We start from the raw sequence: 21039 nt of genomic DNA on the forward strand, positions 1-21039 counted from the left end.
ATTTTGCACGCAATTTGTTTAAATTTAAAACGATAAAAATTGATGTTTTCGGATAAAAATAACTAATGAATTAATGGTTTGTTCATTTTTATTTTAATGGCTTTTTTGCATGGTTATGCATAAGTGTGATTGTCTTTATTAGGCTGCATCCCAATTAATATGGGCGTTTGTGGTTTTTGTTTTTTATTTTTGGTTTTAGTTTTGGTTTTTTATTCATATAAGTTGAGTTTTTGTATTTAAGGGTTTTTATGCTGGTGGTAGTCAACCCTTTAGCGGGTGCTGAGGGGAAAGCGCAAATTGCATGGTTAAAGCAACAATTAAAACAACAACAGTTGACGGCAACTTGGTTTAATACCACTGGAAACTTTGTCGCAGATAGGGACGCAATTGCTCAAGCAGCTACGGCGGAAGTGAGCGTGGTGGTGATTGGGGGGATGGCACTTTGCACCTAGTCGCCAATGCCATTGCTGAACGGGATAACACGCTTGCACTGCTGCCAGCGGGGACTGGCAACGATTTTGCTCGGCAGTTTAATTATTCCAAAGCACAGTGGCGAGCAGCTGTATTTTCAGACAAGATCTCAAGTATTGATTTGGGTAAAGTGGATGGGCACTGGTTTGTCAATGTTGCTGGGATTGGCTTTAACGCGCATGTCATGAATAACTTAGGACAGACCAAACGGCTAGGAAAGCTGAGCTATACCTATGCGGGATTAATGTCGCTGTTTACTGCCAAACTCATTCGCTACCACAGCAATACGTGGCCTGAGCAGGGTATGATGTTGTTACTTGCGAATGGCAAACACTTTGGGGCAGGGTTAACTCCTGCTCCTATGGCTTGCCTTGATGACGGTCAGCTGGAGCTGCTGTGGTTTACACCGCAAACGCATTGGCAGCGGGTGATATTGTTTGTCAATATGCTACTTAAACGTCATATGGGCACAAGAAATGTGCACCACGGTCGCATTGCAGAGCTTTATATCGCACAAGAGGGGTATGACATCGAGGCTGATGGCGAGATTGTTGGGCGCACGCCTGCGACGATAACATGCTGCCGCCGAGCTCTGAACATAAAAAAAGCGCCATTATAAAATGGCGCTGAAAAGTAAGAAGCTAAAGCATTGGTAAGACTTCAACTTCTAACTGGGGACCGAATGGACAACCAAGCGTAGATGCGATCTAAAGGCGTGAGTACAATCGCATTACCTAGGATGACCAAAATAAACCCAATAAAGGTGTTTTGCTGCCACTCAAAGCCTTCAAATAAGGTACTCAAGGCCACGGCAACAAAAGGAAATAACACTATCAAATAACTCGCTTTCTCAGGCCCAATATTCTTGAGTAGTGAGAAATAACAACCAAAGGCAATGACGGTGCCAAACACGCTGAGGTAAATCAGAGACCACCAATATGATGCCGGCGCTTGGTTGATAAACTGATGTTCACTAAAGGCGACATAGGTTGCTAACATGACAGCGCTGTAAAGCATACCCCACGCATTTCCCGCCATAACATCAATTTGCTGATTAGAATTGCGTACGCTCACCATATTACCGAGTGACGCGACCACTGTTCCTAATAGAGCTAATGATAATCCCAAGAAGGCCTCGCTTTGCAAATCAAATGCGACCAAGTCGTGCCAAAACAAGCTGACTATCCCAAGCGTGCCCAGTGATGCACCAAAGTAAATTCGCTTTGCAATCGGTTTGGCAAAAAATAACTTAGTATTGACGATGTTAACGACCAATAATAATGAAAACGCAATTGATGCCATTGCTGACGTTAAATGTGCCTGAGCCCAATACAAGAAGAGATAGTTAGCACCAAAATTACATAACGCTAAGAGGATGAAAAAGCCGTGATCTCGGCGAGAAAATCGCATTGGCACACGCTTATAGATGACAAACGCCCACATACAAACCGCGGCGAGGCCAAAGCGGTAAAACAGCGACACAAACTCGTTGATGCTGCCAAGTTGGTACTCAATGGCAAGCCATGTTGATCCCCAAATCAACACAGTGATGGCGTAAAGAAATAGATTTTTCATGATCGGCTCTAGATTCAAACAGCAGTGGAAGTCTGTAGTTTACGCTGTTATTCTGTATAAGCTATATACAGAATTTGCTAATTTATACCTATACAGATTATTGCTTATGAGTACCGTTATTCAACGCCAACATTCCGCCTTTCTCTATCAGCAGGTGATCCAAATGATCTTGTCGATGGCAGAACAAGAATCTATTTTACCGGGCGAAAAGCTTCCCTCATTGCGTGTTATGGCGCAAAACTTAAATGTCAGTATCCCAACGGTAAAGCAGGCCTATCAAGCACTTGAAGATCAAGGAAAAGTCATTGCCAAAGAGAAGTCCGGCTACTTTTTATGCCACAGAGCCTCGCACAACGACTCACCGAAGCGTGCACGATTGCCCGCCAAACCTGTGGTGGTGAACAAGCAGGCGTTGATTGAACAAGTGTATAAGGGGATCCATCAGCCGCATGCAATCCCCTTAGGTATCGCCAACCCCATCGCCATTGCTGGTACCGAGCAGGTTCTTGCCAAAATTATGCGCCGCGCAATGAAAGAAGCAGGGAATGAACTCATTAATTATGGTCCTATGGATGGTTTAGATAGTTTAAAAAAGCAAATCGTGCGGCGTTATTTGGATATGGGCTTAGCAATAGATATGGATGAAGTGGTGATCACCAATGGCGCGCAAGAAGCATTGGCGATTGCGTTACAAGCGGTGACCAAGCCCGGAGACGTGATAGCGATTGAATCCCCTTGTTATTTTGGCATTGTTGAACTGGCTGAAAACTTAGGGTTAAAGGCCATTGAAATACCTGTTTGCCCAGATGATGGCATTTGGCTGAGCGACCTTGAACGGGCACTTGAAAAGCATGATATTCGAGCGTGTGTGTTTTCTACCAGTATTAGTAACCCGCTTGGTAGCTTTATGCCAGATACGAGACGTGCGCAGCTGGTGGCGCTATTAGAGCAACGTGACGTGGTGTTGATAGAAGACGATGTGTATGGTGATTTATATTTTACCGAGCAGCGCGGCATACCGGCACAAGCATTTAGCCAAAAGGGCTTAGTGATCACATGTGCGTCATTTTCAAAAACCGCAGCGCCCAGCTATCGAGTGGGTTGGATGGTCGCCAGTCAATTTAGTGCAAAAGCAAAGCGCATAAAACGTGCGTTGAGTTGCTCGTCCTCTTTAATGAATCAATGGGCACTGGCGGATTTTCTCAGCTCCGGAGGCTACGAGCGCCATTTAAAGTTGGTCCGTAAACGGTTAATTGAGAATCGAGATCGTATGATCCAAGCGGTGAATGTTGCGTTTGGTAGTGAGGTAAGAGTCAGTCGCCCGCAAGGTGGTTGTGTGCTGTGGCTAGACTTAGGTAAGCACGTTGATGGTGCCTTGTTGTTCCAAAAAGCCTTAGAGCGCGGGATCAGTATTACGCCCGGTACGCTATTTAGTGCCAGCAAAAAGTATCAAAATTGTATACGTATCAGTTATGGTTTGCCGTGGGATGCGTCGGTAGAGCAAGCGATTAAAACGCTGGGGGAGTTGGCTGATGCACAAAGGAAAGGGTTGGCATAACGTATCCTGAATTAAAAGTAAGTTATGCCAACGTCAGATTATTTAAATTTAAACAGTTGGTACTCTGACATTGCGGGAATAGACTTTGCGACAATGGCTTCGTTTTTCGCTATTTGTTCAAAGTCGCCACACAGTGCGTCTGCTTTTTTCTCAATAGATTCAGCCTGTTGTTCAACTTTGGTTTCGATTTGTGTTGCGAAGTTTTCCATACGCTGTTCAAAGCTGCTCATATCACCGTTTGCATCTGACATTTCGTTGCCAATCGCAACCAGTAAGCTACCTATCGATTGCATCATGGCACCTTGTACTGCAGTCTCGATTTTTTCTTCAAACTGATTATCGAAATTTTGGCCAAACTCATCAAAGGTTTGCTTGCCCATCACAAACGCACCTTGCTGATAAAACGTATTTTGCACTTCTGTTTCGAGGTCATCGATCACGGCATGGATGCTATCTAAACTGGTTAAATTAAAGGTTTGCGCCACTTCATTAAGGGCAACGCCCGCTAGCTTTATGCCTTCAAAAGCAATATCAGCCACTTGTGGTAGGCGGCCTCTTAGTTCATCACCGTATTGCGTGAGCATCGTTTTTTGCTGTGTATTAAGTGTGATGCGCTCGCCATTGAGTGTCAGTTCGCCAAGGTTGTTGATCTCAGCTGTTTTGTTTTTGGCCGTTGTGATCACCAAGTTATCAGGCGTGATCCTAACGTCATTCTGAAATTCTACTTCACAATTGTCACCGCTAAACGTGATGTTATTTTTTTCGTGTGCAGCGACAGTGGTTGTCATCATTGTTGCTGCTGTTAGTAGTAAAATTTTATTCATGGTCGATCCTTATTGGCTCAGTTGCATGATTATTGTTACAAGAACAATGCCAAATATAAACTCAAATAAAATCAATATATTGTATTTTATTGTTGAAAGTTAATGTGCTCTAAAAGTGATGAAATTGACTAAAATATAGTTGTTTTTGTCAAAATGAATTAGGCAATAAAAAATTTTTATTGTAAGGATAAGAAACTCTCACTTTTCAGAATGACAATTTAGCGCTAAATAGTGATCTTGAGAGACGGCTCTCATTTTATTAATGACTATTTTATTTTGGAGTTAGTTGTGGGTAAGACATTCTCTTACGATGCGCTTGATGATGATTTTGCAGACGATGAATTTGAAAAGTTGGGTCGTAACCAACATGACAAGCAAAAGCGTAAAGTCAAAAGAAAGCTAGACGACTACTTAGAGCAAAAACGCCTACGTAGAAATCTAGGCGATGATGATTTCGACTATATTGATGATTGATCACTAGACGTCATCTACGAGTCTAGCACTGACAGTAATTCAATTTGGCTGTGTGATTAAGCAGGGCTGTGGGTTACTCAGTGCGATGTCTGAGTCACTGTGTCGTTGGTGATAACCAAGCGAGTGACGAACTATTCAGATAGTAAGCAGCCGCAAATATGCGGCTGTTTTGTTTTTATACGATTGGTATTAATCTTTAAAAGATTTATGGCAGTCTTTACAGCCTTTTGCCCAATCTTTAAATGCAGAAGCAATCAGCTTTTTGTCGCCAGAGTCAGCTGCAACAGCCAGTGCTTGAGCATACTCGGCAAATTGCTTGGCTTTACCATCGAACTCAGCTCTGTTTGACCAAACGGCTGGTAGGGCATCAGTATTGCCTTTGTCAGAACCGTCGATAAATGCTTCCCAAGGCATTTGCGATAATTGCGCAGCATTGTGAGCACGTTGCTTAAATACTTCAGCATCAAATGGTACTTTGCCTTTTAGCATATCGCCCATATTGCCAATCTGGAAACGGATCAATTGGAAAGACGCTTGGCGGTATTCAATTGCATCTTCAGCCGATTCAAACATAGTGTTAGCTTGTGCTGTTGCTGCAAGACAGCTAAATAGTGTGACGGTAAGTAGTTTCTTCATAGTAAACCCCTAATATTTTTCCCTATTTTCAATGTAAATTACAAATATAATCAAACAATTGCGATAAGTGTCCTGTGACGGAAGCAACTAGTTTTAAATAATCAACTCTCGATGTCTTTGAATATCATGCCCCTGCGCATACTGCGGGTGGCCAGAAAGATTTCTCCAAGCAAAGAGACAAACGCGCCAATAAGCAGCACCATAGCCGCGATAAAACAAGACGATAAAGTAATACCCAATGGCATACTGTACAAGTGCGACATGAACAGCAGCATAACCACTGCACACACAAGCAACGCACTGAGTACACTCATGCTAAATGCAACGTGAATAAAACGAGACCGTTTTAACAGTGCGCGCATTTCACGGCTAAAGTGCATTTTGAGTTCTTCATCTTGCGTGGTATTAATCTTGCGATCGAGTAAACGCGCCCTATCCGTGATCCGTGCTAAGCGGTTTGATAGTACCCCTAAGGTCGCAGCAATACCCGTAATTAAAAATACAGGGGCAACGGCGGTTTGGATAACTTTGGCCATCGTGAGAATGCTAACGACTTCTGGATTCATATAGTTACCTCGTTAATTCCAGTTTAGTTTTGATAAGGTGTTGGGTTGCTCACCGATGAGGGTTTGTATCACTTGGTTGCGTTCATCAAGCAAGATGACTCTAGGAATGCCTTTATTGGCATACGTGTTGTACATATCTCGATTGGGATCGGCAACAAAATGGATGGGCAATTGCATGGTTTCGTTGAATTGCTCAAGTGTAGTGTTAGTTTCTTCTCGACCAATGGCAACGATGGTTAACTCGGCTTGGGTGAGTAATTCAGATTGTTTTAGTTCACTCAATAAGCGTTGCGAATCGGAGCACCATGTCGCGAATAAAATTACCAACTTTTTGTGATTAGCATCGAACCTAACGGCTTGGTTTTTGATATCCGTAAATTGCAAATGTTTAAAGGTGTCGCCAGTGTGGATATAGGTCTGATAGCCATCGTCTGCTTGTGGTAGCGCTTCGTTAGAGGCCTTGCAGCCGCTTAATCCGGTAGCGAGTACGGTGCTAAGTAGTAACATTTTTATTGTTGTTTTCATGCCTATCCCTTGATTCCATGTCGGTGTTTTTGAAGTCTTGCGCTCATTTCAGTATATTGCCCGACTTAGATGATTTCTTAAAGTCCAATTTCTTATAGCCGTTGATATGATTTATCTTTTTTTATTTGGGCTTGCTTTTGTTGCCGCAACCTTATTACCTGCGTCGTCGGAGCTGGCGCTAAGTGGGTTCGTTGTGAAACAGCAAGGCGAACTGGTTTGGTTATGGCTGGCTGCGACAACAGGTAATTTACTAGGTAGCTGTGTCAACTATTATCTTGGCTGGTTTATCGCTAAGTGGCGGAATAAGCGCTGGTTTCCGGTTTCTCAACAGCAATATGATAAGGCTTGTGGACTATTTAATCGTTACGGTAAGTTTTCATTGCTATTTGCTTGGCTACCCATAGTCGGAGATCCTTTGACTGTGGTAGCGGGGTCTCTACGGACCTCTTTTGGGTGGTTTTTTGTGCTAGTCGCGCTCGGTAAAGGCGCCCGTTACGCACTGGTGATTTACCTTGCCTTACAGGTGATTTCTTAATACCAGAAGGCAAGGAAGTGCATATCAGGGTCTTATCGCTTAATTTAGCTTCTGTACCAATCAAGCGTGAGTGACACTGAGTCAGCAAACCGTAAAGCGTGCGGTTTATCTACGGTGACTTTTGCATACGTCACGTCTTGATGTTGATGACATTCAGCAAGTATGTCAGCCACTAATTTCTCAAGTAACAAAAAATGCCCTTCTTCTACCAGTGTGATGACAGCTTTGGTCACCGTTTTGTAGTTAAGCGCGTGAGCCACGTTATCATGATCTAAACATGCCGTATCCGCTGGGTAGTGAATTTCAATATTGATCACGACATCTTGCTTTTTTTCCCGCTCCTCGGGATTAAAACCAATAAAGGTACGTAGCCTTAAATTCGTCACCTTAATAATGGCATTCGACATAGCGTGCTTATCCTTTCACTAACTGTAAAAATTCGTTGCGGGTTTTGGGGTCGCTTCTGAAATTACCAAGCATGACAGACGTTCGCATACTAGAGTTTTGTTTTTCAACCCCACGCATCATCATACACATGTGTTTGGCTTCGACGATCACGCCAACGCCTTTTGCGCCGGTGACTTCCTCAACGGCCTTGGCGATTTGATGAGTTAGCTGCTCTTGGATTTGAAAACGTCGGGCAAACATATCAACAATGCGGGCAAATTTAGACAAGCCAAGCACTTTACCGTCAGGTATATAAGCGATGTGACAACGGCCAACGAAAGGTAGAAGGTGATGCTCACACATAGAGTACAACTCTATATCTTGGACCAGCACCATATCATCGGCATCCGAGCTGAATACCGCGTTATTGGTGATTTCATCCAGTGTTTGACGGTAGCCCTGAGTAAGATACTCCATCGCTTTCGCTGCGCGCTTTGGCGTATCTAATAATCCTTCGCGGTCTGCATCTTCACCCACGGCGTCAATAATTGTTTTATAACTCTGTTGTAATTTGTCTTGCATAATGCGTTACCTCAAATGGCGGCCACCGTCGATTTGTACCGTGCGTCCTGTCATATAGTTGCTAGAGAGTATCATGTCGACACTATTGATAACTTCTTTGCTACCAGGCTCAATTCCCATAATAGACTTTTTCAAGGTTTTTGCCTTGTACTCGTCACTATCGTCTTGATTAAAGATGATAAGAGATGGTGCAATGCTATTCACTTTGATGTTAGGTGCAAACTTAGCGGCAAATGACCGAGTTAAGTTATCTAATGCAGCTTTACTAGCGGCATAGGCAATGTGTTTTGGACTGCCTTTTTCTACTACATAGTCTGTAATATGGATCACATCGCTGACGTTATTGTTGGCTGTCAATAAGTCGCTCAAGGCATGATTGATCAAATAGGGGACTTTAGCGTGGATCCGCATCATATTGTCGAATAATGCTGAAAAATCAGGGTTGTTGGCTTCACAATCCCAGCTCGATGCATTGTGGATGATGGCACTGAGTGCGTCGGTATGGGCACGAATTTGGTTGTTGAGTTGCGTGATTGCTTCTGGCTCGTCAAAATCAGCCTTGATACAAATGGCACCTAGCGATGCTAGTTCATCAATAACTTGATGTTTGGTGCGATACGTCAATATGACGGCTTGCTGTTTAGCGAGAAAGTGTTTCACCAAAGCAAGTCCAATGCGCTGTGCGCCACCAGTAATTAAAATAGGTGCAGCTGCGGGGCTCATACGTTAATCACCTTGTGAATTGAGAAATTAAGGTTGGCAGGATGAATAACTGGTTATCTCCTGCCAACAATACTATTGTTCGTCGTATACCGTAGGAATTGGTTGACGCTTGTGTTGGGTGCGCTGATAAATGGCAATAAGTTTGTCGTTTACTTCACTGCTAACAGGCTTGCCTTCAAGGAAGTCATCAATATTGTCATAGCTTAGTCCCAGCGCTTCTTCATCGGAAAGGCCAGGACGGTCGCATTCGAGATCGGCTGTCGGTACTTTATGTACTAGTCCAGCGGGTGCCCCGAGAAAAGCCGCTAGTGCGCGAACTTGGCGTTTTGACAGGCCAAACAAGGGCGCTAAGTCGCAGGCGCCGTCACCAAACTTGGTGTAAAAGCCCGTGATGTTTTCAGCGCTGTGATCGGTGCCGACGACTAAACCGCGAGTCAGGCCTGCTATTTCGTACTGCGCGACCATGCGCTGGCGTGCTTTTACGTTTCCTTTAATAAAATCCACGCTGGCTTGTGAAGGCAGTGGCACGCTTCCACCCGCCATGGCTGCAAGTGCTTGCTCGTGCATGGCATCGGCCGCAGGCTTGATGTTGACTGTTAAGCGCTGACTCGGTTGGATAAACTCAAGTGCAAGTTGCGCTTCATCTTCATCAGCTTGAACGCCATACGGCAAGCGCATGGCAATAAATTTATAAGCCCCAGTACCATGTTCAGCATTGAGTTCATCGATAGCTAGCTGACATAGACGTCCACAAGTTGACGAATCAACTCCTCCGCTTATGCCAAGCACAAGGGTGAAGCAGCCAGAGGCTTGTAATCGTGCTTTTAAAAATGAGACACGTCGTTTGACTTCAAATTCCGGGTCAATAATTGGCTGAACTTTCATTTCGGCCATGATTGCTTCACGCATACTGGTTCCTCAATACTATCGGGGCGATAAACTTCTATTATGTTGGTGCTGACGCGCTTTTTAAAGCCCTAAATGTGCTTTGATGGTAGCGAGCTCTTGCTTTAATTGCTCAATCTCGGCAATTAAGCTTTCGATTTCGCTGTCATTTTGGGTGCAGGTTATGGGTTCTGCAGGCGCTGTTGGTTCAACGACTTGGTCACCAAACAAGTGTTGATAACGACTTTCTCGTTTTCCAGGTTCTCTGGCAAGCTTAACTACATAATCCTGTTCTTGCATCGCACTTAATGTCGCTTCAACGTCCTGTACGGAGCTGAACTCTGCGAGGCGGTTGCTGCGGGTACGCAGTTCACCTGGAGTTTGTGGTCCACGCAGTAACAACAAACAGATAATCGCTTTTTGTTTCGCGTTGACTTTAAGGTGGCCAAAATCACTGTTACAAAAGCGCTGGCTGTACTTGTCGACGCGACCAGAGAGTGCTTCGTCGCAGGTAATTAAGCGTTTTTCTTGTAGGCGAGTCAGTGTGTCTAGCACATCATTTTGAGAGAGTTCCATCACCGGCTCGCGATTCGACTTTTGATTACACGCATTGGTGAGGCCGTTGAGTGACATGGGGTATTGTTCTGGGGTGGTGACTTGCTTTTCGATTAAGCTACCCAGTACGCGTTGCTCTTGAGTATCTAATTGCATCACTTTCCTTATTTTTGTTGTTGCTGATGAGATGTATAACATCATCTTGATAGTAGCAATATAATACCAATATTTACTGTAGCAAAGTGTGCGAGCTAACTTTGTTGGGCCGTAGACGAAGGTGCTTGCATTGTTTGCTGCGGTTTTATTTGCAGCAGCTTGGCTTTTAGCTCATCAAAGTCAATGGGTTTGGTGAGGTAATCATCCATTCCAGCATTAAGGCATTTTTCTCTATCACCTTGCATCGCGTTGGCGGTGAGTGCAACGATCACGCTATGCTGATGGATTTTTCCGGCAACACCTTGGCGGATCTGCTGTGCTGCCTGATAACCGTCCATCACTGGCATTTGACAATCCATTAGAATTACATCGTAAGGTTTGTTAGTTGATTGTAAGTGTGCAAGTGCTAACTCTCCATTTTCTTGGCAGACGACTTTTGCACCTAAACGCTCTAACATCGTCATCGCAACGGTTTGGTTTATCCGATTATCTTCCACCAATAAGATTGAGCGTGCTAACAGGGGTTCAGCATTGACCTGTGAGTCGGTTTTGACGGATGTCGGCTTGTCTGGATCTTGATAATCAGAGTTGAACACCTGAAGTGCTGCATATGGCGTAATGGGATAGTATACCCGCTCACAGGAGGAAAATAGTGAGAGCGTTTCGCTACTTTGCTCTTCAACGGCAACCATATGTACGATCTGCTGCTGTGTTAGCTGCGCTTTGAGTGCTTGTTGTTTTTTCCGCGGTGTGGCATTGAGTAACTTGGCATCCAAAATAACAGCAAGATGTGAGGATGGTTGTTGCAGTTGTGTCATGAGCATATCTAGTTGCTGCACGTGTAAGCACGTGATATGCCAGGGCTTCAGTAGTTTACCGTAGTCTTCATTGATTTCGCTTAATATATATAACGTTGAGTTATCTGATTTCTCATGTACGGTAATGGGTTTAGCTGCTGTCAAAAGCACATTGCAGGAAAACGTGCTGCCAACGTGTTCTTTACTAAATGCTTGTAGATCGCCACCGAGCAATTGAGACAATTGCTTTGCAATGGTGAGGCCAAGCCCAGTACCACCATATTGTCGAGTGGTTGATAAATCTGCTTGGGTAAATGAATCAAAAACTTTATTGAGCTTTTCCTTTGAAATACCGATACCAGTATCTTCGACACTGCACCATAACCGAGTTTGATCGCCCGTTTGTTCGGTATGGCAGCTTAATGTCACTGAACCATCATGGGTGAACTTAATCGCATTGCTTAACAAATTATTAAGGATTTGTTTGAGGCGATTAGGATCTGTTTGTGCGGTATGGACTTTCATACCTGATAAATCGATATGTAGCCGATTATTGTTGGCATCAGCGGCGCGCACAAAACCAGACAGCATATTACTTAACATCTCGATCAGGTCGAACTCAACAAATTCGATCGTTAGCTTACCAGCCTCTATTTTGGAAAAGTCGAGAATGTCATTAATGATGGTAAGCAAGGACTTCGCTGAACTATGTGCCAAAGAGAGCTGGTGGTGTTGAGTCGAAGTGAGTTGTGAGTGCATGACGAGCTCAACCATACCCATTACGCCATTGAGTGGAGTGCGTATTTCATGACTCATACTGGCTAAAAACTCTGCTTTCATTTTAGCGGATTGTTCTGCTAAGTCTTTATCAATGATGGCTTGATTTTTTGCCTTTTGGTGGGCCTTATTGATAAAGAGGCTCCCTAGCATGGCGGCGATAGATTTCATTAAACGGAGATCGCTTTGACCCCAACCTGGACTTACAACATCGTACTCTGCACAAAGAACGCCTAAGGTTTGGTTTTTATGACTGATGGGGCAGCAAAGCATCGCCTTAATTTCAAAAGGTTCAAGGTACGTTGTAGTGAGGGCCATGGTTGCAGGGTGGTTTTCAGCTTGTTCCGCCGCAATTATTTGACCACTCTCAATTTCACTAAAGAATGCAGGCGCTATTGCTTTTCGCCAAGGAGGAAAGTGCTCTAAGTTATCCATCGCTGCATTTGAAAAACATACTGGGATCAGTTGGTTTTTATCCTCATTAAATTGCCAAATGCTCACTTTATTAACCTCCACTCCTTTTCTACAGGTATCTGCACAGAGTGTGAGTGCTTTGTTGAGGTGGTTATTTAAGATGGCTTCGTGAGAGCTCAAATGGGCAAGGAGCTCATTATTCTTGGCGAATTTATCGTGTTCCATTTCCATGATTTTGCGTTTATGGATGTTTTGAATGGAACCAAAAATGTGGCTAGTGCGTTTGCCATTGCGAATAGAGCGTGCTTTCACTAGCACCCATAAGTCGTCCAGATTTTGGGTTTGGATAATAAACTCTTCTTCGAACTCATGGCCTGTTTTTATAAGTTCATCCACACAGTCTTGCAAACGCTTTCTGTGCAAACCTGCTTTGAAAAACTCTGTCGTATTCATCCAAGTGGGCTGAAATTGTCTCGGCACGCAGAAAATACTACGAGTGACGTCCGACCAAATAATATCGCGTGTTTTGACGTTAATTTCCCATGCACCAACTTCTGCGAGTATACCCATATTGGTCAGTGACAAAGCATTTCGTTGCAGTTGCGATAGCAGTCGAGTGATGAAGATAAATGCGGCAATAAAGATGATAATCAATGCGATGATAGCTAAGCGAAAAGGCCACACAGCAGTTGCTGCGGGCTGCCAACCAATACGAGGCACGGCGTAGAGTTCCCATTCACCGGAGGGCACGTTAACACTAAACGCGATGGGAGCAAGCGAATGAATATTACTATTGCCATAAAAGTAATCTCCATCTCGGCCTTTGCCATCGACGCCTTGAATCGCGATCAGATATTGACTTTCTAACGCGGTAAAGTTTGCTTGTTGATACAAACTATCCATATCGAGCACGACCGAGAGTAATCCCCAGAAGTGAGTTTTGTCAGTGTAAACGGGAACTCTTGCGATTAAACCTGTGCCTCCTTGCAGCAACTCCAGTGGGCCTGCCATCACGATTTCGCGACTCTCTTTGGCGAGTAATGCGCCGTATTTTTGCGTCGGATGGGTTTGGTAGTCTAAGCCTATGGCTTTTTCATTGCCCTTCAATGGGTAAATATAGTCGAGCCGCATATTTGGAGCTGCTCCGATATTTCGAAGGATTTGGCTACTATCGAATAAGGGTTTTGCGAGCTGTTCGAAGCGAGCTTGAGAGAGTTCGGATTGACCAGAAAGGGCAATGCCTAGTCCTCTGACAAGTTGTACATTTTTTGCCAGAATACCTTCTATTTTAGTGCGGTAGACATTCACTTCCTCGGTCGAGCGGCTCTTTTCTATCGCGATTAAGCGGCGATAGTTTACTTGATCAACATACCATGCCACCGCGATGATCACGACTAGCAAAAGCCAGAAGCTATATTTCACAAAGCGAAATTTAAGTGGCGATGTCGATAGTTCAGAGATCATGGTGCTTCTGTGTTGAAGACGATGATTTAACTATAGTTCAGTCCTCGCAAAGCGAAATCTAATTAACCAAAATAAAATGCTTTAACTTGATTGTCTTATAACTGTGACAAAGTCGAGAATATTGGTTTATTAGCCAATGACATGCTATATCTTCTAGGCATAAATTAGCGCTAGATACATTGTTAAGGGATGGTCATGCTTACTTGGATTAAACGAATTGTTGTCGCTCTGCTGTTACTGGTATTGCTTGGTACTGCAAGTATATATGGCTTGCTTGCGCTGAGCTTGCCCGCACTGGATGGTAAAGGAAGTACATCGGAGATTGATAATACAGTAACGGTAGCGCGCGATGCTATGGGGCAAGCTGTGGTGTCGGCTGACACCCGAGCAGATGCGTCGTATGGATTGGGTTTTGCACATGGTCAGGACCGCTTTTTCCAAATGGACCTGTTGCGTCGCAATGCCGCAGGTGAATTGAGTGAGTTATTTGGCTCGGCGGCCATTGGCCTTGATGAAAGCATGCGATTCCATCAATTCAGAAAACGGGCAAAGCTTATCGTGATGTCCTTACCTGAGGCGCATAGGCAAATCCTTGAGCGTTATACACAAGGGGTGAACGATGGGCGAGTACAATCTGGCTTCACCAGTTTTGAATACCTGCTTCTAGGTGCAACTCCTGCACCATGGCAGCCAGAAGACAGCTTACTCACTATTTTTAGCATGTATCTAGACTTGCAAGCAGGTACTTATGAGCGCGATGAAACCCTAATTGCGCTTAAGCAGCAATATGGTCAAGATATGCTCGATTTTATCTTGCAGCCTAGTCAATATCAGGCTGCTTTGGATAGCAGTGTACTTACGGCATCGCCAGTTACTATTCCTGTATTACAGCAACAAATCGTGCAAGCTCAGCCATCACATATTGCTGATGTGCCGCTTTACGGCAGTAATAATTGGGCCGTAACAGGTGCGCTTACAAAGACAGGTTCGGCAATGTTATCCGACGATATGCACCTTGGCTTAAATGTGCCGTCGATTTGGTATCGTGCCCAGCTTAATTATCAGGATCAGGGCCATGCAATTCAGGTAACTGGGGTGTCGTTACCAGGCGCTCCAGCCATTGTGGTTGGAAGCAATAATCGCATAGCGTGGGGATTCACCAATGGTTATTTAGATACAGCCGATTGGATTGAGCTTGACGCAGACGCCAAGACGCAGTTCATTGCTGAAGAAATTAAATTGCCTGATGGCAAAAGCCATTCCTATAAATTGGAAATGAGTACATTTGGTCCCGTTAAACAACTTGGACATAAGAAGCTAGCGCTGAGTTGGGTTGCTCATCAACCCTATGCCGTAAACTTAGAGCTTGTGCAACTTGAGCGATTAACCGAAGTTCAGCAAGCAACAGAACATGCCAAAACGGTAGGGATCCCTGTACAAAACTTGATGGTGGTAGACAGTAAAGGGGCAGCTGCTTGGACGCCGATGGGGGCTATTCCTGCACGTAAAATAGCTCATGACACGGCGTTGAATACAGAGCAATATGAGCAAGCGTGGCAGCACAACGAACAAGTTCGCCCGGTTGTGCAAAACCCTGAAAACGGTAAATTGTGGACGGCTAACTCTCGCGTGGTTTCAGTTGCAGATAATCAAAGGTTTGGTGATGGCGGCTATGCGTTAGGTGCACGTGCTGTGCAGATCCGCGATGGACTGTTAGGTCAGCAACAATTTACGGAAGCGGATTTCTATCAGCTGCAATTGGACAATCGCGCCAAGTTTTTAGCCCCGTGGCACGAGCACTTAGTATCTCTATTGCAAAACCAACATTCCGCATCTTTTGAAAATGATATGTCGCTCCTTAATGACTGGCAGGCTTGTGCTTGTGCCGATTCAGTCGGTTACACCTTAGTGAAAGCCTACCGCAACGCACTGATCGACACTCTTTTCACACCCTTGGAGCAGCACTTAAACACGCAAAAATTGTCGCTGAAGCCGGTTAAGCGTTATCTTGAGTCCGGACTCTGGCAGCTCTTAACCGAGCAGCCAAATAGTTGGTTGGGCGAGCATGGTTCTTGGGTTGAGTTAGAGTTGGCTGCTTACAAGCTTGCCAAGCAGCAACTTAGCGAAAGATATGGCAGTAATATGGCCGCTTGGCGCTGGGGGGATGTTAATGCACTCAAGGTGCAGCATCCTTTTTCAAAACAAATGCCAATGCTGAGTGGTTTGTTAGATATGCCAACCGCACAAGCTTTTGGTGATACCTTTATGCCTGCGGTGCAGGGTAAATCATTCGGCGCATCGCAACGCTTTATCGCACAACCAGGTCATTTACAAAATGCAATTTTAACGGTTGCTGGTGGCCAAAGTGGACATCCGTTATCACCGTTTTATCGATCTGGATTTGCAGATTATGCCGAAGGGGAGAATACCCCTTTGCTACCTGGTGAATTAACTCACCAGATAGTCATTTCACCTAAGTAATGCTTTGCACTGAACGTATCGGAGGGGATTAACTTACACCCTCCGATACACGCAAAATCGGTGCTGCGGTAACACGGTTACGACCTGAATGTTTGCTGTCGTAAAGTGCGGCATCCGCGTGTTGAATGACGACCTCAAAAGTTTGGCTAGGATCCCAATTTGCAACGCCAAAACTCATGGTGACTTTAAGAATGTCGTTTTCAAAACTGGTGGTCTCGACGGCTCGTCGTAGTTTTTCCATGCGCTGCATTGCTTCTCCACTAGAGCAAGGCGCGAGCACGATTAAAAACTCTTCACCACCCCAACGAACTGCAATGTCTGCAGGGTGAATATGTGCTTTGATTGTTTCGGCCACACTTTTTAAAATTTGATCTCCTTTGTCATGGCCAAAGGTGTCATTGATTTTTTTAAAGTGGTCGATATCCGCCATCACCAAACATAAAGGAGAGTGAGTGGAGATACAGTTTTCTTTAGCATGGGTGATTAACTCGCGCGCATAGCGACGGTTGAACATTTGTGTGAGCGGATCGTGTGCAGCGAGTTCTTCTAATTTGTCTCTTTGTTGCACTGTCATTTTACGTATGTGGCTGATTGTGTAGATCATTGGAATACCACATATGAGCACATTGGCAAAATGGACATAGGGAATTAACTGTTGATAGCGATATTGATAGGCAACATCACCAAACAATAATTCTAAGACTGCGAAAAGCGTGATCAACACAACGGAATAAATCACGGCATTACGTAACCTGAGTTGGTAATCTAACAACATGAGGCAAGACACTGTCCAGAGATAGTACTGAAACCCGAGTGACATGCCGAGATAGGCACACACCAGCGTCGCATGTATGGCGACTTCAAGGCAGAAAACCCGCAGTGCAATCGAGGGTTTACTCGCATCAATGAGTTTAATGCCAGCGTACCACATCAGCACACTACCCACGTTTACCAAAGCAAGTATGTTCACCTCTAAATGCCAAAAGACACCAATGAGGCCTGCGTGTAGCCACATGCAATACGCGGCCACACGTCGTAATAATGCAAATTTTAATGCTTCTACTTGGTCTGGTTTGCTATAAGGGTGGTATTTAGTCAAACGTAAGCTCTTGTGGTATTCACAATAAAATAAGTATAGAAGCTCTATTGTGATTTGCCGTCTATTTGACCTAAGCTCAGGTTATTCGCTCAGCATCCAGCAAGGTTGGCTGTAGTAGAGTGAGAGATAGGTAGATAATAAAAGCTTTGGAGTTGATATGTCTGTAGAAAAAGCGCGGATCACGCTATGTAACCTAGAAAAGTCTGACTACGATCAGGTTAAATCATTAATGGATGAAGCCTATCCTGATCTCGGTGGTGCGTGGCCTAGTCATACGATATTTAGGTTGATTGACCAGTTTCCTGAGGGGCAGATCGGTGTCAAAGACGGTGAGCGTCTCGTCGGTATCGCGCTGAGTGTTCAAGTTGACTATCAAACCTTTTCTAACCCGCATACCTATGAAGACATTGTTGACGCGCATAGCCGAATTTTTAGTGATAGTAATGCTGATGCGCTGTATGGGCTGGACGTAGTGATAGCCAAAAGCCATCGTGGTCTACGTCTTGGTCGACGGCTGTATGATGCTCGTAAAGAGCTTTGTCGTCAGTACAACTTACGCGCGATTTTAGCGGGTGGTCGTATTCCGCTTTATAAGCAATTCCGTGGCAGTATGTCGCCAATGGAGTATATAAACAAAGTCGACCATAAAGAATTACACGACCCCATTCTAAGCTTCCAACTTGCCAACGACTTCCAAGTAAAGCGATTGCTTAAGCAATATCTGCCGGAAGATCAGGACTCCGAAGGCTATGCGACCCTACTTGAGTGGAATAACATTCTCTTCGAGCCAACCGATACCGTGATCGAAAGCAAGAAAACCATCGTCAGAGTGGGGGCCGTGCAGTGGCAGATGCGCCGGGTGGAATCGGTAGAGGAGCTAATGAAGCAGGTAGAGTATTTTGTGGACACGGTCTCGGATTACCAAAGTGACTTTATCCTTTTCCCTGAGTTTTTTAACGCGCCACTAATGGGGCTCGGAAGCTATAGAAATCAGACCGAAGCAATTCGTGCATTGGCGACGTATACCGAGCAGTTTAGAGCCGCTATGTCGCAAATGGCGATTGAGTACAATGCCAATATTATCACGGGCTCTATGCCGCTACTTGAGGGCGACAAGCTCTATAACGTCAGTTACTTGTGTCATCGCTCTGGCAAAGTGGATGAACAACGTAAAATTCATATCACCCCTCACGAAGACTATGATTGGGTTATCAAAGGCGGTGATAAAATTGAAGTGTTCGATACGGACGCGGGCCGAGTAGGGATCCAAGTATGCTACGACGTGGAGTTTCCAGAGCTATCGCGGATCATGGCTGAAAAAGGGCTGGATATTTTGTTTGTACCATTTTGGACTGACACGAAAAATAGCTATTTAAGGGTGAGGCACTGCGCGCAGGCCCGTGCGGTTGAAAACGAATGCTACGTGGTTATCGCAGGAAGCGTTGGTAACCTACCACAGGTAGAAAGCCTAGATGTGCAGTACGCGCAGTCAGCGGTGTTGACGCCATCGGACTTTGCTTTTCCTCATGATGCCGCGCTCAATGAAGCAACACCAAATACGGAAATGCTGTTATTTAGTGACTTAGATTTAGATAAACTCAAAATATTGCATAGTGAAGGAACGGTGCGTAATTTACGAGACCGAAGAAAAGACCTGTATTCTGTGGAGTTGAAACAAAAATAGTATGGCGTGGGTTTATTTAATTATGGCTGGCCTGTTTGAAATAGGTTGGCCCGTTGGTCTGAAAATGGCGCAACAAGCCGATACTCGTTGGCTAGGCATAGTGATAGCCGTTGGTTTTATGGCCTTGAGCGGCTGGATGTTATGGCTGGCGCAAAAGCAAATTCCATTGGGTACCTCGTATGCGGTGTGGACGGGTATTGGCGCGGCAGGCACATTCTTAGTGGGTATCTTTTTCTACGGTGACCCAAGTAGTTTTATGCGCTACTTGGGCGTGTTACTTATCATCAGTGGAGTTGTGGTACTTAAGTTAGCATAACCAAAATAGCCGCGACGGCGATGAGTAAGAGTCCCATTGAGTCGCGCTTCTTTACTGGTGCTTTGAGCCACAAGAATGAGATAAGCAAAGTGAAAAACACTTCGATTTGGCCAAGGGTTTTCACGTAGGCTACATGCTCAAGGTTCATTGCGCTAAACCAACCTATAGAACCGATGCAACTGCTAACACTAATTGCTAGCGTCAGTTTGCGGCGTTGCCACAGCACGCGCCAAGAGTGTGGTTCGCGCATTGTCAAATACATACTCAACATCACAGTTTGGCAAACCAGCACTAATAATAACACCCAGGCTGCACTGTGGGGGAAAGGTAAGCCCGATGCGATACTGGCTTCACGCACCCAAAGAGAAGTAAGCGCGAAGCTTGTTCCACAGGCAAGTCCCACTAGTGCAGTTTTACCATTGAAAGCACGCAGACTAAAACCGCTCAATAACAACACCGCGATAGCACCGATAAAGACACCAAACCAACCGAGTAAAGTTAAGCTTGAGCCAAAAAAGAGTACGCCCAAAATTGCCGCCACGAGTGCCTCACTCTTCGCAAGTCCAGCGCCTATGGCGTAATTATTTTGCTTAAATAGCACCACCATTAACCCCGTCGCGATGATTTGCATGACACTGGCACCCAGCACAAAGGCTAAAAAGTCATCGTTAATGATGAGCGATTCTGCAGGAGCGATCTGATAAAGGCTCCAAAGATATAGCCCTGCAAGTGGGCTGGCTAAAATAAATCTTGCTAAGGTGACGCTGGCTGTGGAGGCGCTTTCACTCAATTTGCTTTGAAAAGCATTTCGCCAAGCCTGAGAAAAAGCAGCTAGTAAGGTGAACAAAATCCACATGAAAGGTGACTCTACAATGCTCGAATGTGTATCAGCATACCGGATAGGAGCGAGTCTGAATAAATGAATTATCGTGATAGTGAAAATAATTCAATGTGTATTCAAGGTGCTACGGAAGCATTCTTGTGGTTGGCGTACTGCGACAATTTGCCACATGTTCAATTTTCAGTATCACGATATGATTAACGTCGATGCTACAAGATTGGGCCATAGGTTAGGGTATTACGTATTCACTTATGGCTTTTCTTTTTAACGCTATTCTGCTCTACTGAGTTGAATAATCAAAAGGTTGAAGGAGTATCTTGTGGGTATACTAATCATCTGTGCAATTCTTGCCATCTTACTACCTTATTTTGCCAAAATCCCTGTGGCAGTGGCGATGAATAAAGAAGGGGGCTACGACAACAAGCACCCGCGTGAACAGCAAAAGAAACTAACTGGGCTGGGGGCAAGAGCGCTGGCCGCACATCAAAACTGTTTTGAGTCATTAGCCGTGTTTGCTGTCGCCTTGGCCGTTGCGTTTGGCACCCAAACCTACACTCCTCTAGTCGAATGGCTAGCGATAGGCCATATTGTCGCTCGAGCATTATATTGTGTGCTGTATTGGGCGAATATTGACGTGCTGCGCTCCATTGTCTGGGCGCTAGGACTCGGCTGTGCTATCGCCATTATTGTGGTGTGTGGTTTATAGTCGTCCTT

General features: G+C 44.8%; 22 protein-coding genes. 9 read left to right on the forward strand and 13 right to left on the reverse strand.

Annotation, left to right across the window (positions count from 1 at the left end; translation table 11 throughout):
- Positions 1-248 precede the first annotated feature (248 nt).
- On the forward strand, positions 249-452 hold the full coding sequence (locus GSF04_RS23320; protein ID WP_249122434.1) for a hypothetical protein: 204 nt from the start codon (positions 249-251) through the stop codon (positions 450-452).
- Positions 443-1090, forward strand: a complete 648-nt coding sequence (locus GSF04_RS05330) for a diacylglycerol kinase family protein (RefSeq protein WP_249122435.1) — start codon at positions 443-445, stop codon at positions 1088-1090. Before GSF04_RS23320 ends, GSF04_RS05330 begins: the two co-directional genes overlap by 10 nt.
- A 41-nt stretch (positions 1091-1131) precedes the next feature.
- Here the strand turns inward: GSF04_RS05330 and GSF04_RS05335 are convergent, their stop codons facing one another.
- A complete protein-coding gene (locus tag GSF04_RS05335; protein ID WP_039490974.1) occupies positions 1132-2046 on the reverse strand; it encodes a DMT family transporter in 915 nt (304 codons plus the stop codon).
- Between GSF04_RS05335 and GSF04_RS05340 the strand changes: the two genes are divergently transcribed.
- Positions 2045-3604 (forward strand): PLP-dependent aminotransferase family protein, encoded by a 1560-nt coding sequence (locus GSF04_RS05340; RefSeq protein WP_130163244.1) that lies wholly within the window; start codon positions 2045-2047, stop codon positions 3602-3604. The two genes, GSF04_RS05335 and GSF04_RS05340, sit on opposite strands and share 2 nt — an antisense overlap.
- 38 nt (positions 3605-3642) lie before the next feature.
- On the opposite strand, the gene GSF04_RS05345 is transcribed toward GSF04_RS05340, so the two are convergent.
- Positions 3643-4428, reverse strand: coding sequence for a YggN family protein (locus tag GSF04_RS05345; protein ID WP_017219383.1), 786 nt, complete (start codon positions 4426-4428; stop codon positions 3643-3645).
- A 288-nt stretch (positions 4429-4716) separates the two neighbouring features.
- On the opposite strand from GSF04_RS05345, the gene GSF04_RS05350 reads away from it, so the two are divergent.
- Positions 4717-4902: a hypothetical protein gene (locus GSF04_RS05350; RefSeq protein WP_010604204.1), complete on the forward strand. Its 186-nt coding sequence runs from the start codon at positions 4717-4719 to the stop codon at positions 4900-4902.
- 189 nt (positions 4903-5091) lie between these two features.
- On the opposite strand, the gene GSF04_RS05355 is transcribed toward GSF04_RS05350, so the two are convergent.
- The 3 genes from GSF04_RS05355 to GSF04_RS05365 all read right to left on the reverse strand — a co-directional run bounded on the left by GSF04_RS05355 (position 5092) and on the right by GSF04_RS05365 (position 6629).
- Positions 5092-5538 carry a cytochrome c gene (locus GSF04_RS05355; RefSeq protein WP_010378096.1) on the reverse strand — a complete coding sequence of 149 codons (447 nt, stop codon included), beginning with the start codon at positions 5536-5538 and terminating at the stop codon, positions 5092-5094.
- Positions 5539-5639: 101 nt separating this feature from the next.
- Positions 5640-6104, reverse strand: coding sequence for a DUF2721 domain-containing protein (locus GSF04_RS05360; protein ID WP_017219384.1), 465 nt, complete (start codon positions 6102-6104; stop codon positions 5640-5642).
- Positions 6105-6116: 12 nt separating this feature from the next.
- Complete coding sequence (locus GSF04_RS05365; RefSeq protein ID WP_211858958.1) at positions 6117-6629, reverse strand: thioredoxin-like domain-containing protein; 513 nt, start codon at positions 6627-6629, stop codon at positions 6117-6119.
- Positions 6630-6735: 106 nt separating this feature from the next.
- Between GSF04_RS05365 and GSF04_RS05370 the strand changes: the two genes are divergently transcribed.
- Positions 6736-7164, forward strand: coding sequence for a YqaA family protein (locus GSF04_RS05370; protein WP_211858959.1), 429 nt, complete (start codon positions 6736-6738; stop codon positions 7162-7164).
- Positions 7165-7208: 44 nt separating this feature from the next.
- Here the strand turns inward: GSF04_RS05370 and folX are convergent, their stop codons facing one another.
- From folX to GSF04_RS05400, 6 genes are all read right to left on the reverse strand, one after another.
- Positions 7209-7571: a dihydroneopterin triphosphate 2'-epimerase gene (gene folX / locus GSF04_RS05375; RefSeq protein ID WP_010378103.1), complete on the reverse strand. Its 363-nt coding sequence runs from the start codon at positions 7569-7571 to the stop codon at positions 7209-7211.
- Positions 7572-7578: 7 nt separating this feature from the next.
- Positions 7579-8133 (reverse strand): GTP cyclohydrolase I FolE, encoded by a 555-nt coding sequence (gene folE, locus GSF04_RS05380; RefSeq protein WP_039490987.1) that lies wholly within the window; start codon positions 8131-8133, stop codon positions 7579-7581.
- Positions 8134-8139: 6 nt separating this feature from the next.
- On the reverse strand, positions 8140-8856 hold the full coding sequence (gene folM / locus GSF04_RS05385) for a dihydromonapterin reductase (RefSeq protein ID WP_211858960.1): 717 nt from the start codon (positions 8854-8856) through the stop codon (positions 8140-8142).
- Positions 8857-8928: 72 nt separating this feature from the next.
- Entirely contained in the window at positions 8929-9765 is an 837-nt protein-coding gene (gene nadE, locus GSF04_RS05390; RefSeq protein ID WP_039490991.1) for an ammonia-dependent NAD(+) synthetase, read from the reverse strand.
- A gap of 60 nt (positions 9766-9825) precedes the next feature.
- A complete protein-coding gene (locus tag GSF04_RS05395; RefSeq protein WP_211858961.1) occupies positions 9826-10452 on the reverse strand; it encodes a DUF480 domain-containing protein in 627 nt (208 codons plus the stop codon).
- Positions 10453-10547: 95 nt separating this feature from the next.
- On the reverse strand, positions 10548-13904 hold the full coding sequence (locus GSF04_RS05400) for an ATP-binding protein (protein WP_211858962.1): 3357 nt from the start codon (positions 13902-13904) through the stop codon (positions 10548-10550).
- Between the two features lie 195 nt (positions 13905-14099).
- Between GSF04_RS05400 and GSF04_RS05405 the strand changes: the two genes are divergently transcribed.
- A complete protein-coding gene (locus GSF04_RS05405) occupies positions 14100-16385 on the forward strand; it encodes a penicillin acylase family protein (RefSeq protein ID WP_211858963.1) in 2286 nt (761 codons plus the stop codon).
- A gap of 28 nt (positions 16386-16413) precedes the next feature.
- On the opposite strand, the gene GSF04_RS05410 is transcribed toward GSF04_RS05405, so the two are convergent.
- A complete protein-coding gene (locus tag GSF04_RS05410; protein WP_039490999.1) occupies positions 16414-17484 on the reverse strand; it encodes a diguanylate cyclase in 1071 nt (356 codons plus the stop codon).
- Between the two features lie 157 nt (positions 17485-17641).
- On the opposite strand from GSF04_RS05410, the gene GSF04_RS05415 reads away from it, so the two are divergent.
- The gene (locus tag GSF04_RS05415) at positions 17642-19168 is read left to right on the forward strand and encodes a bifunctional GNAT family N-acetyltransferase/carbon-nitrogen hydrolase family protein (RefSeq protein WP_010378119.1); all 1527 of its coding nucleotides are present in this window, start codon (positions 17642-17644) and stop codon (positions 19166-19168) included.
- A 1-nt stretch (position 19169) separates the two neighbouring features.
- Positions 19170-19484 carry a multidrug efflux SMR transporter gene (locus GSF04_RS05420; protein ID WP_010604216.1) on the forward strand — a complete coding sequence of 105 codons (315 nt, stop codon included), beginning with the start codon at positions 19170-19172 and terminating at the stop codon, positions 19482-19484.
- Here the strand turns inward: GSF04_RS05420 and GSF04_RS05425 are convergent.
- Entirely contained in the window at positions 19471-20340 is an 870-nt protein-coding gene (locus tag GSF04_RS05425) for a DMT family transporter (protein ID WP_211858964.1), read from the reverse strand. The genes GSF04_RS05420 and GSF04_RS05425 overlap by 14 nt on opposite strands.
- 304 nt (positions 20341-20644) lie before the next feature.
- On the opposite strand from GSF04_RS05425, the gene GSF04_RS05430 reads away from it, so the two are divergent.
- Positions 20645-21031 carry an MAPEG family protein gene (locus tag GSF04_RS05430; protein ID WP_039491002.1) on the forward strand — a complete coding sequence of 129 codons (387 nt, stop codon included), beginning with the start codon at positions 20645-20647 and terminating at the stop codon, positions 21029-21031.
- Positions 21032-21039 lie beyond the last annotated feature (8 nt).

Origin of the sequence: Pseudoalteromonas sp. A22, assembly GCF_018141345.1 — a bacterium.
GTDB classification, from domain to species: domain Bacteria; phylum Pseudomonadota; class Gammaproteobacteria; order Enterobacterales; family Alteromonadaceae; genus Pseudoalteromonas; species Pseudoalteromonas maricaloris.

What these genes read in the sequence shown, in the direction of transcription:
- GSF04_RS23320 (WP_249122434.1), top strand. Translation starts at nt 249, where the DNA reads ATGCTGGTGGTAGTCAACCCTTTAGCGGGTGCTGAGGGGAAAGCGCAA.
- GSF04_RS05340 (WP_130163244.1), top strand. Translation starts at nt 2,045, where the DNA reads ATGATCGGCTCTAGATTCAAACAGCAGTGGAAGTCTGTAGTTTACGCT.
- GSF04_RS05335 (WP_039490974.1), bottom strand. Translation starts at nt 2,046, where the DNA reads ATGAAAAATCTATTTCTTTACGCCATCACTGTGTTGATTTGGGGATCA.
- GSF04_RS05345 (WP_017219383.1), bottom strand. Translation starts at nt 4,428, where the DNA reads ATGAATAAAATTTTACTACTAACAGCAGCAACAATGATGACAACCACT.
- GSF04_RS05355 (WP_010378096.1), bottom strand. Translation starts at nt 5,538, where the DNA reads ATGAAGAAACTACTTACCGTCACACTATTTAGCTGTCTTGCAGCAACA.
- GSF04_RS05360 (WP_017219384.1), bottom strand. Translation starts at nt 6,104, where the DNA reads ATGAATCCAGAAGTCGTTAGCATTCTCACGATGGCCAAAGTTATCCAA.
- GSF04_RS05365 (WP_211858958.1), bottom strand. Translation starts at nt 6,629, where the DNA reads ATGAAAACAACAATAAAAATGTTACTACTTAGCACCGTACTCGCTACC.
- GSF04_RS05370 (WP_211858959.1), top strand. Translation starts at nt 6,736, where the DNA reads ATGATTTATCTTTTTTTATTTGGGCTTGCTTTTGTTGCCGCAACCTTA.
- folX (WP_010378103.1), bottom strand. Translation starts at nt 7,571, where the DNA reads ATGTCGAATGCCATTATTAAGGTGACGAATTTAAGGCTACGTACCTTT.
- folE (WP_039490987.1), bottom strand. Translation starts at nt 8,133, where the DNA reads ATGCAAGACAAATTACAACAGAGTTATAAAACAATTATTGACGCCGTG.
- folM (WP_211858960.1), bottom strand. Translation starts at nt 8,856, where the DNA reads ATGAGCCCCGCAGCTGCACCTATTTTAATTACTGGTGGCGCACAGCGC.
- nadE (WP_039490991.1), bottom strand. Translation starts at nt 9,765, where the DNA reads ATGCGTGAAGCAATCATGGCCGAAATGAAAGTTCAGCCAATTATTGAC.
- GSF04_RS05395 (WP_211858961.1), bottom strand. Translation starts at nt 10,452, where the DNA reads ATGCAATTAGATACTCAAGAGCAACGCGTACTGGGTAGCTTAATCGAA.
- GSF04_RS05400 (WP_211858962.1), bottom strand. Translation starts at nt 13,904, where the DNA reads ATGATCTCTGAACTATCGACATCGCCACTTAAATTTCGCTTTGTGAAA.
- GSF04_RS05405 (WP_211858963.1), top strand. Translation starts at nt 14,100, where the DNA reads ATGCTTACTTGGATTAAACGAATTGTTGTCGCTCTGCTGTTACTGGTA.
- GSF04_RS05415 (WP_010378119.1), top strand. Translation starts at nt 17,642, where the DNA reads ATGTCTGTAGAAAAAGCGCGGATCACGCTATGTAACCTAGAAAAGTCT.
- GSF04_RS05420 (WP_010604216.1), top strand. Translation starts at nt 19,170, where the DNA reads ATGGCGTGGGTTTATTTAATTATGGCTGGCCTGTTTGAAATAGGTTGG.
- GSF04_RS05425 (WP_211858964.1), bottom strand. Translation starts at nt 20,340, where the DNA reads ATGTGGATTTTGTTCACCTTACTAGCTGCTTTTTCTCAGGCTTGGCGA.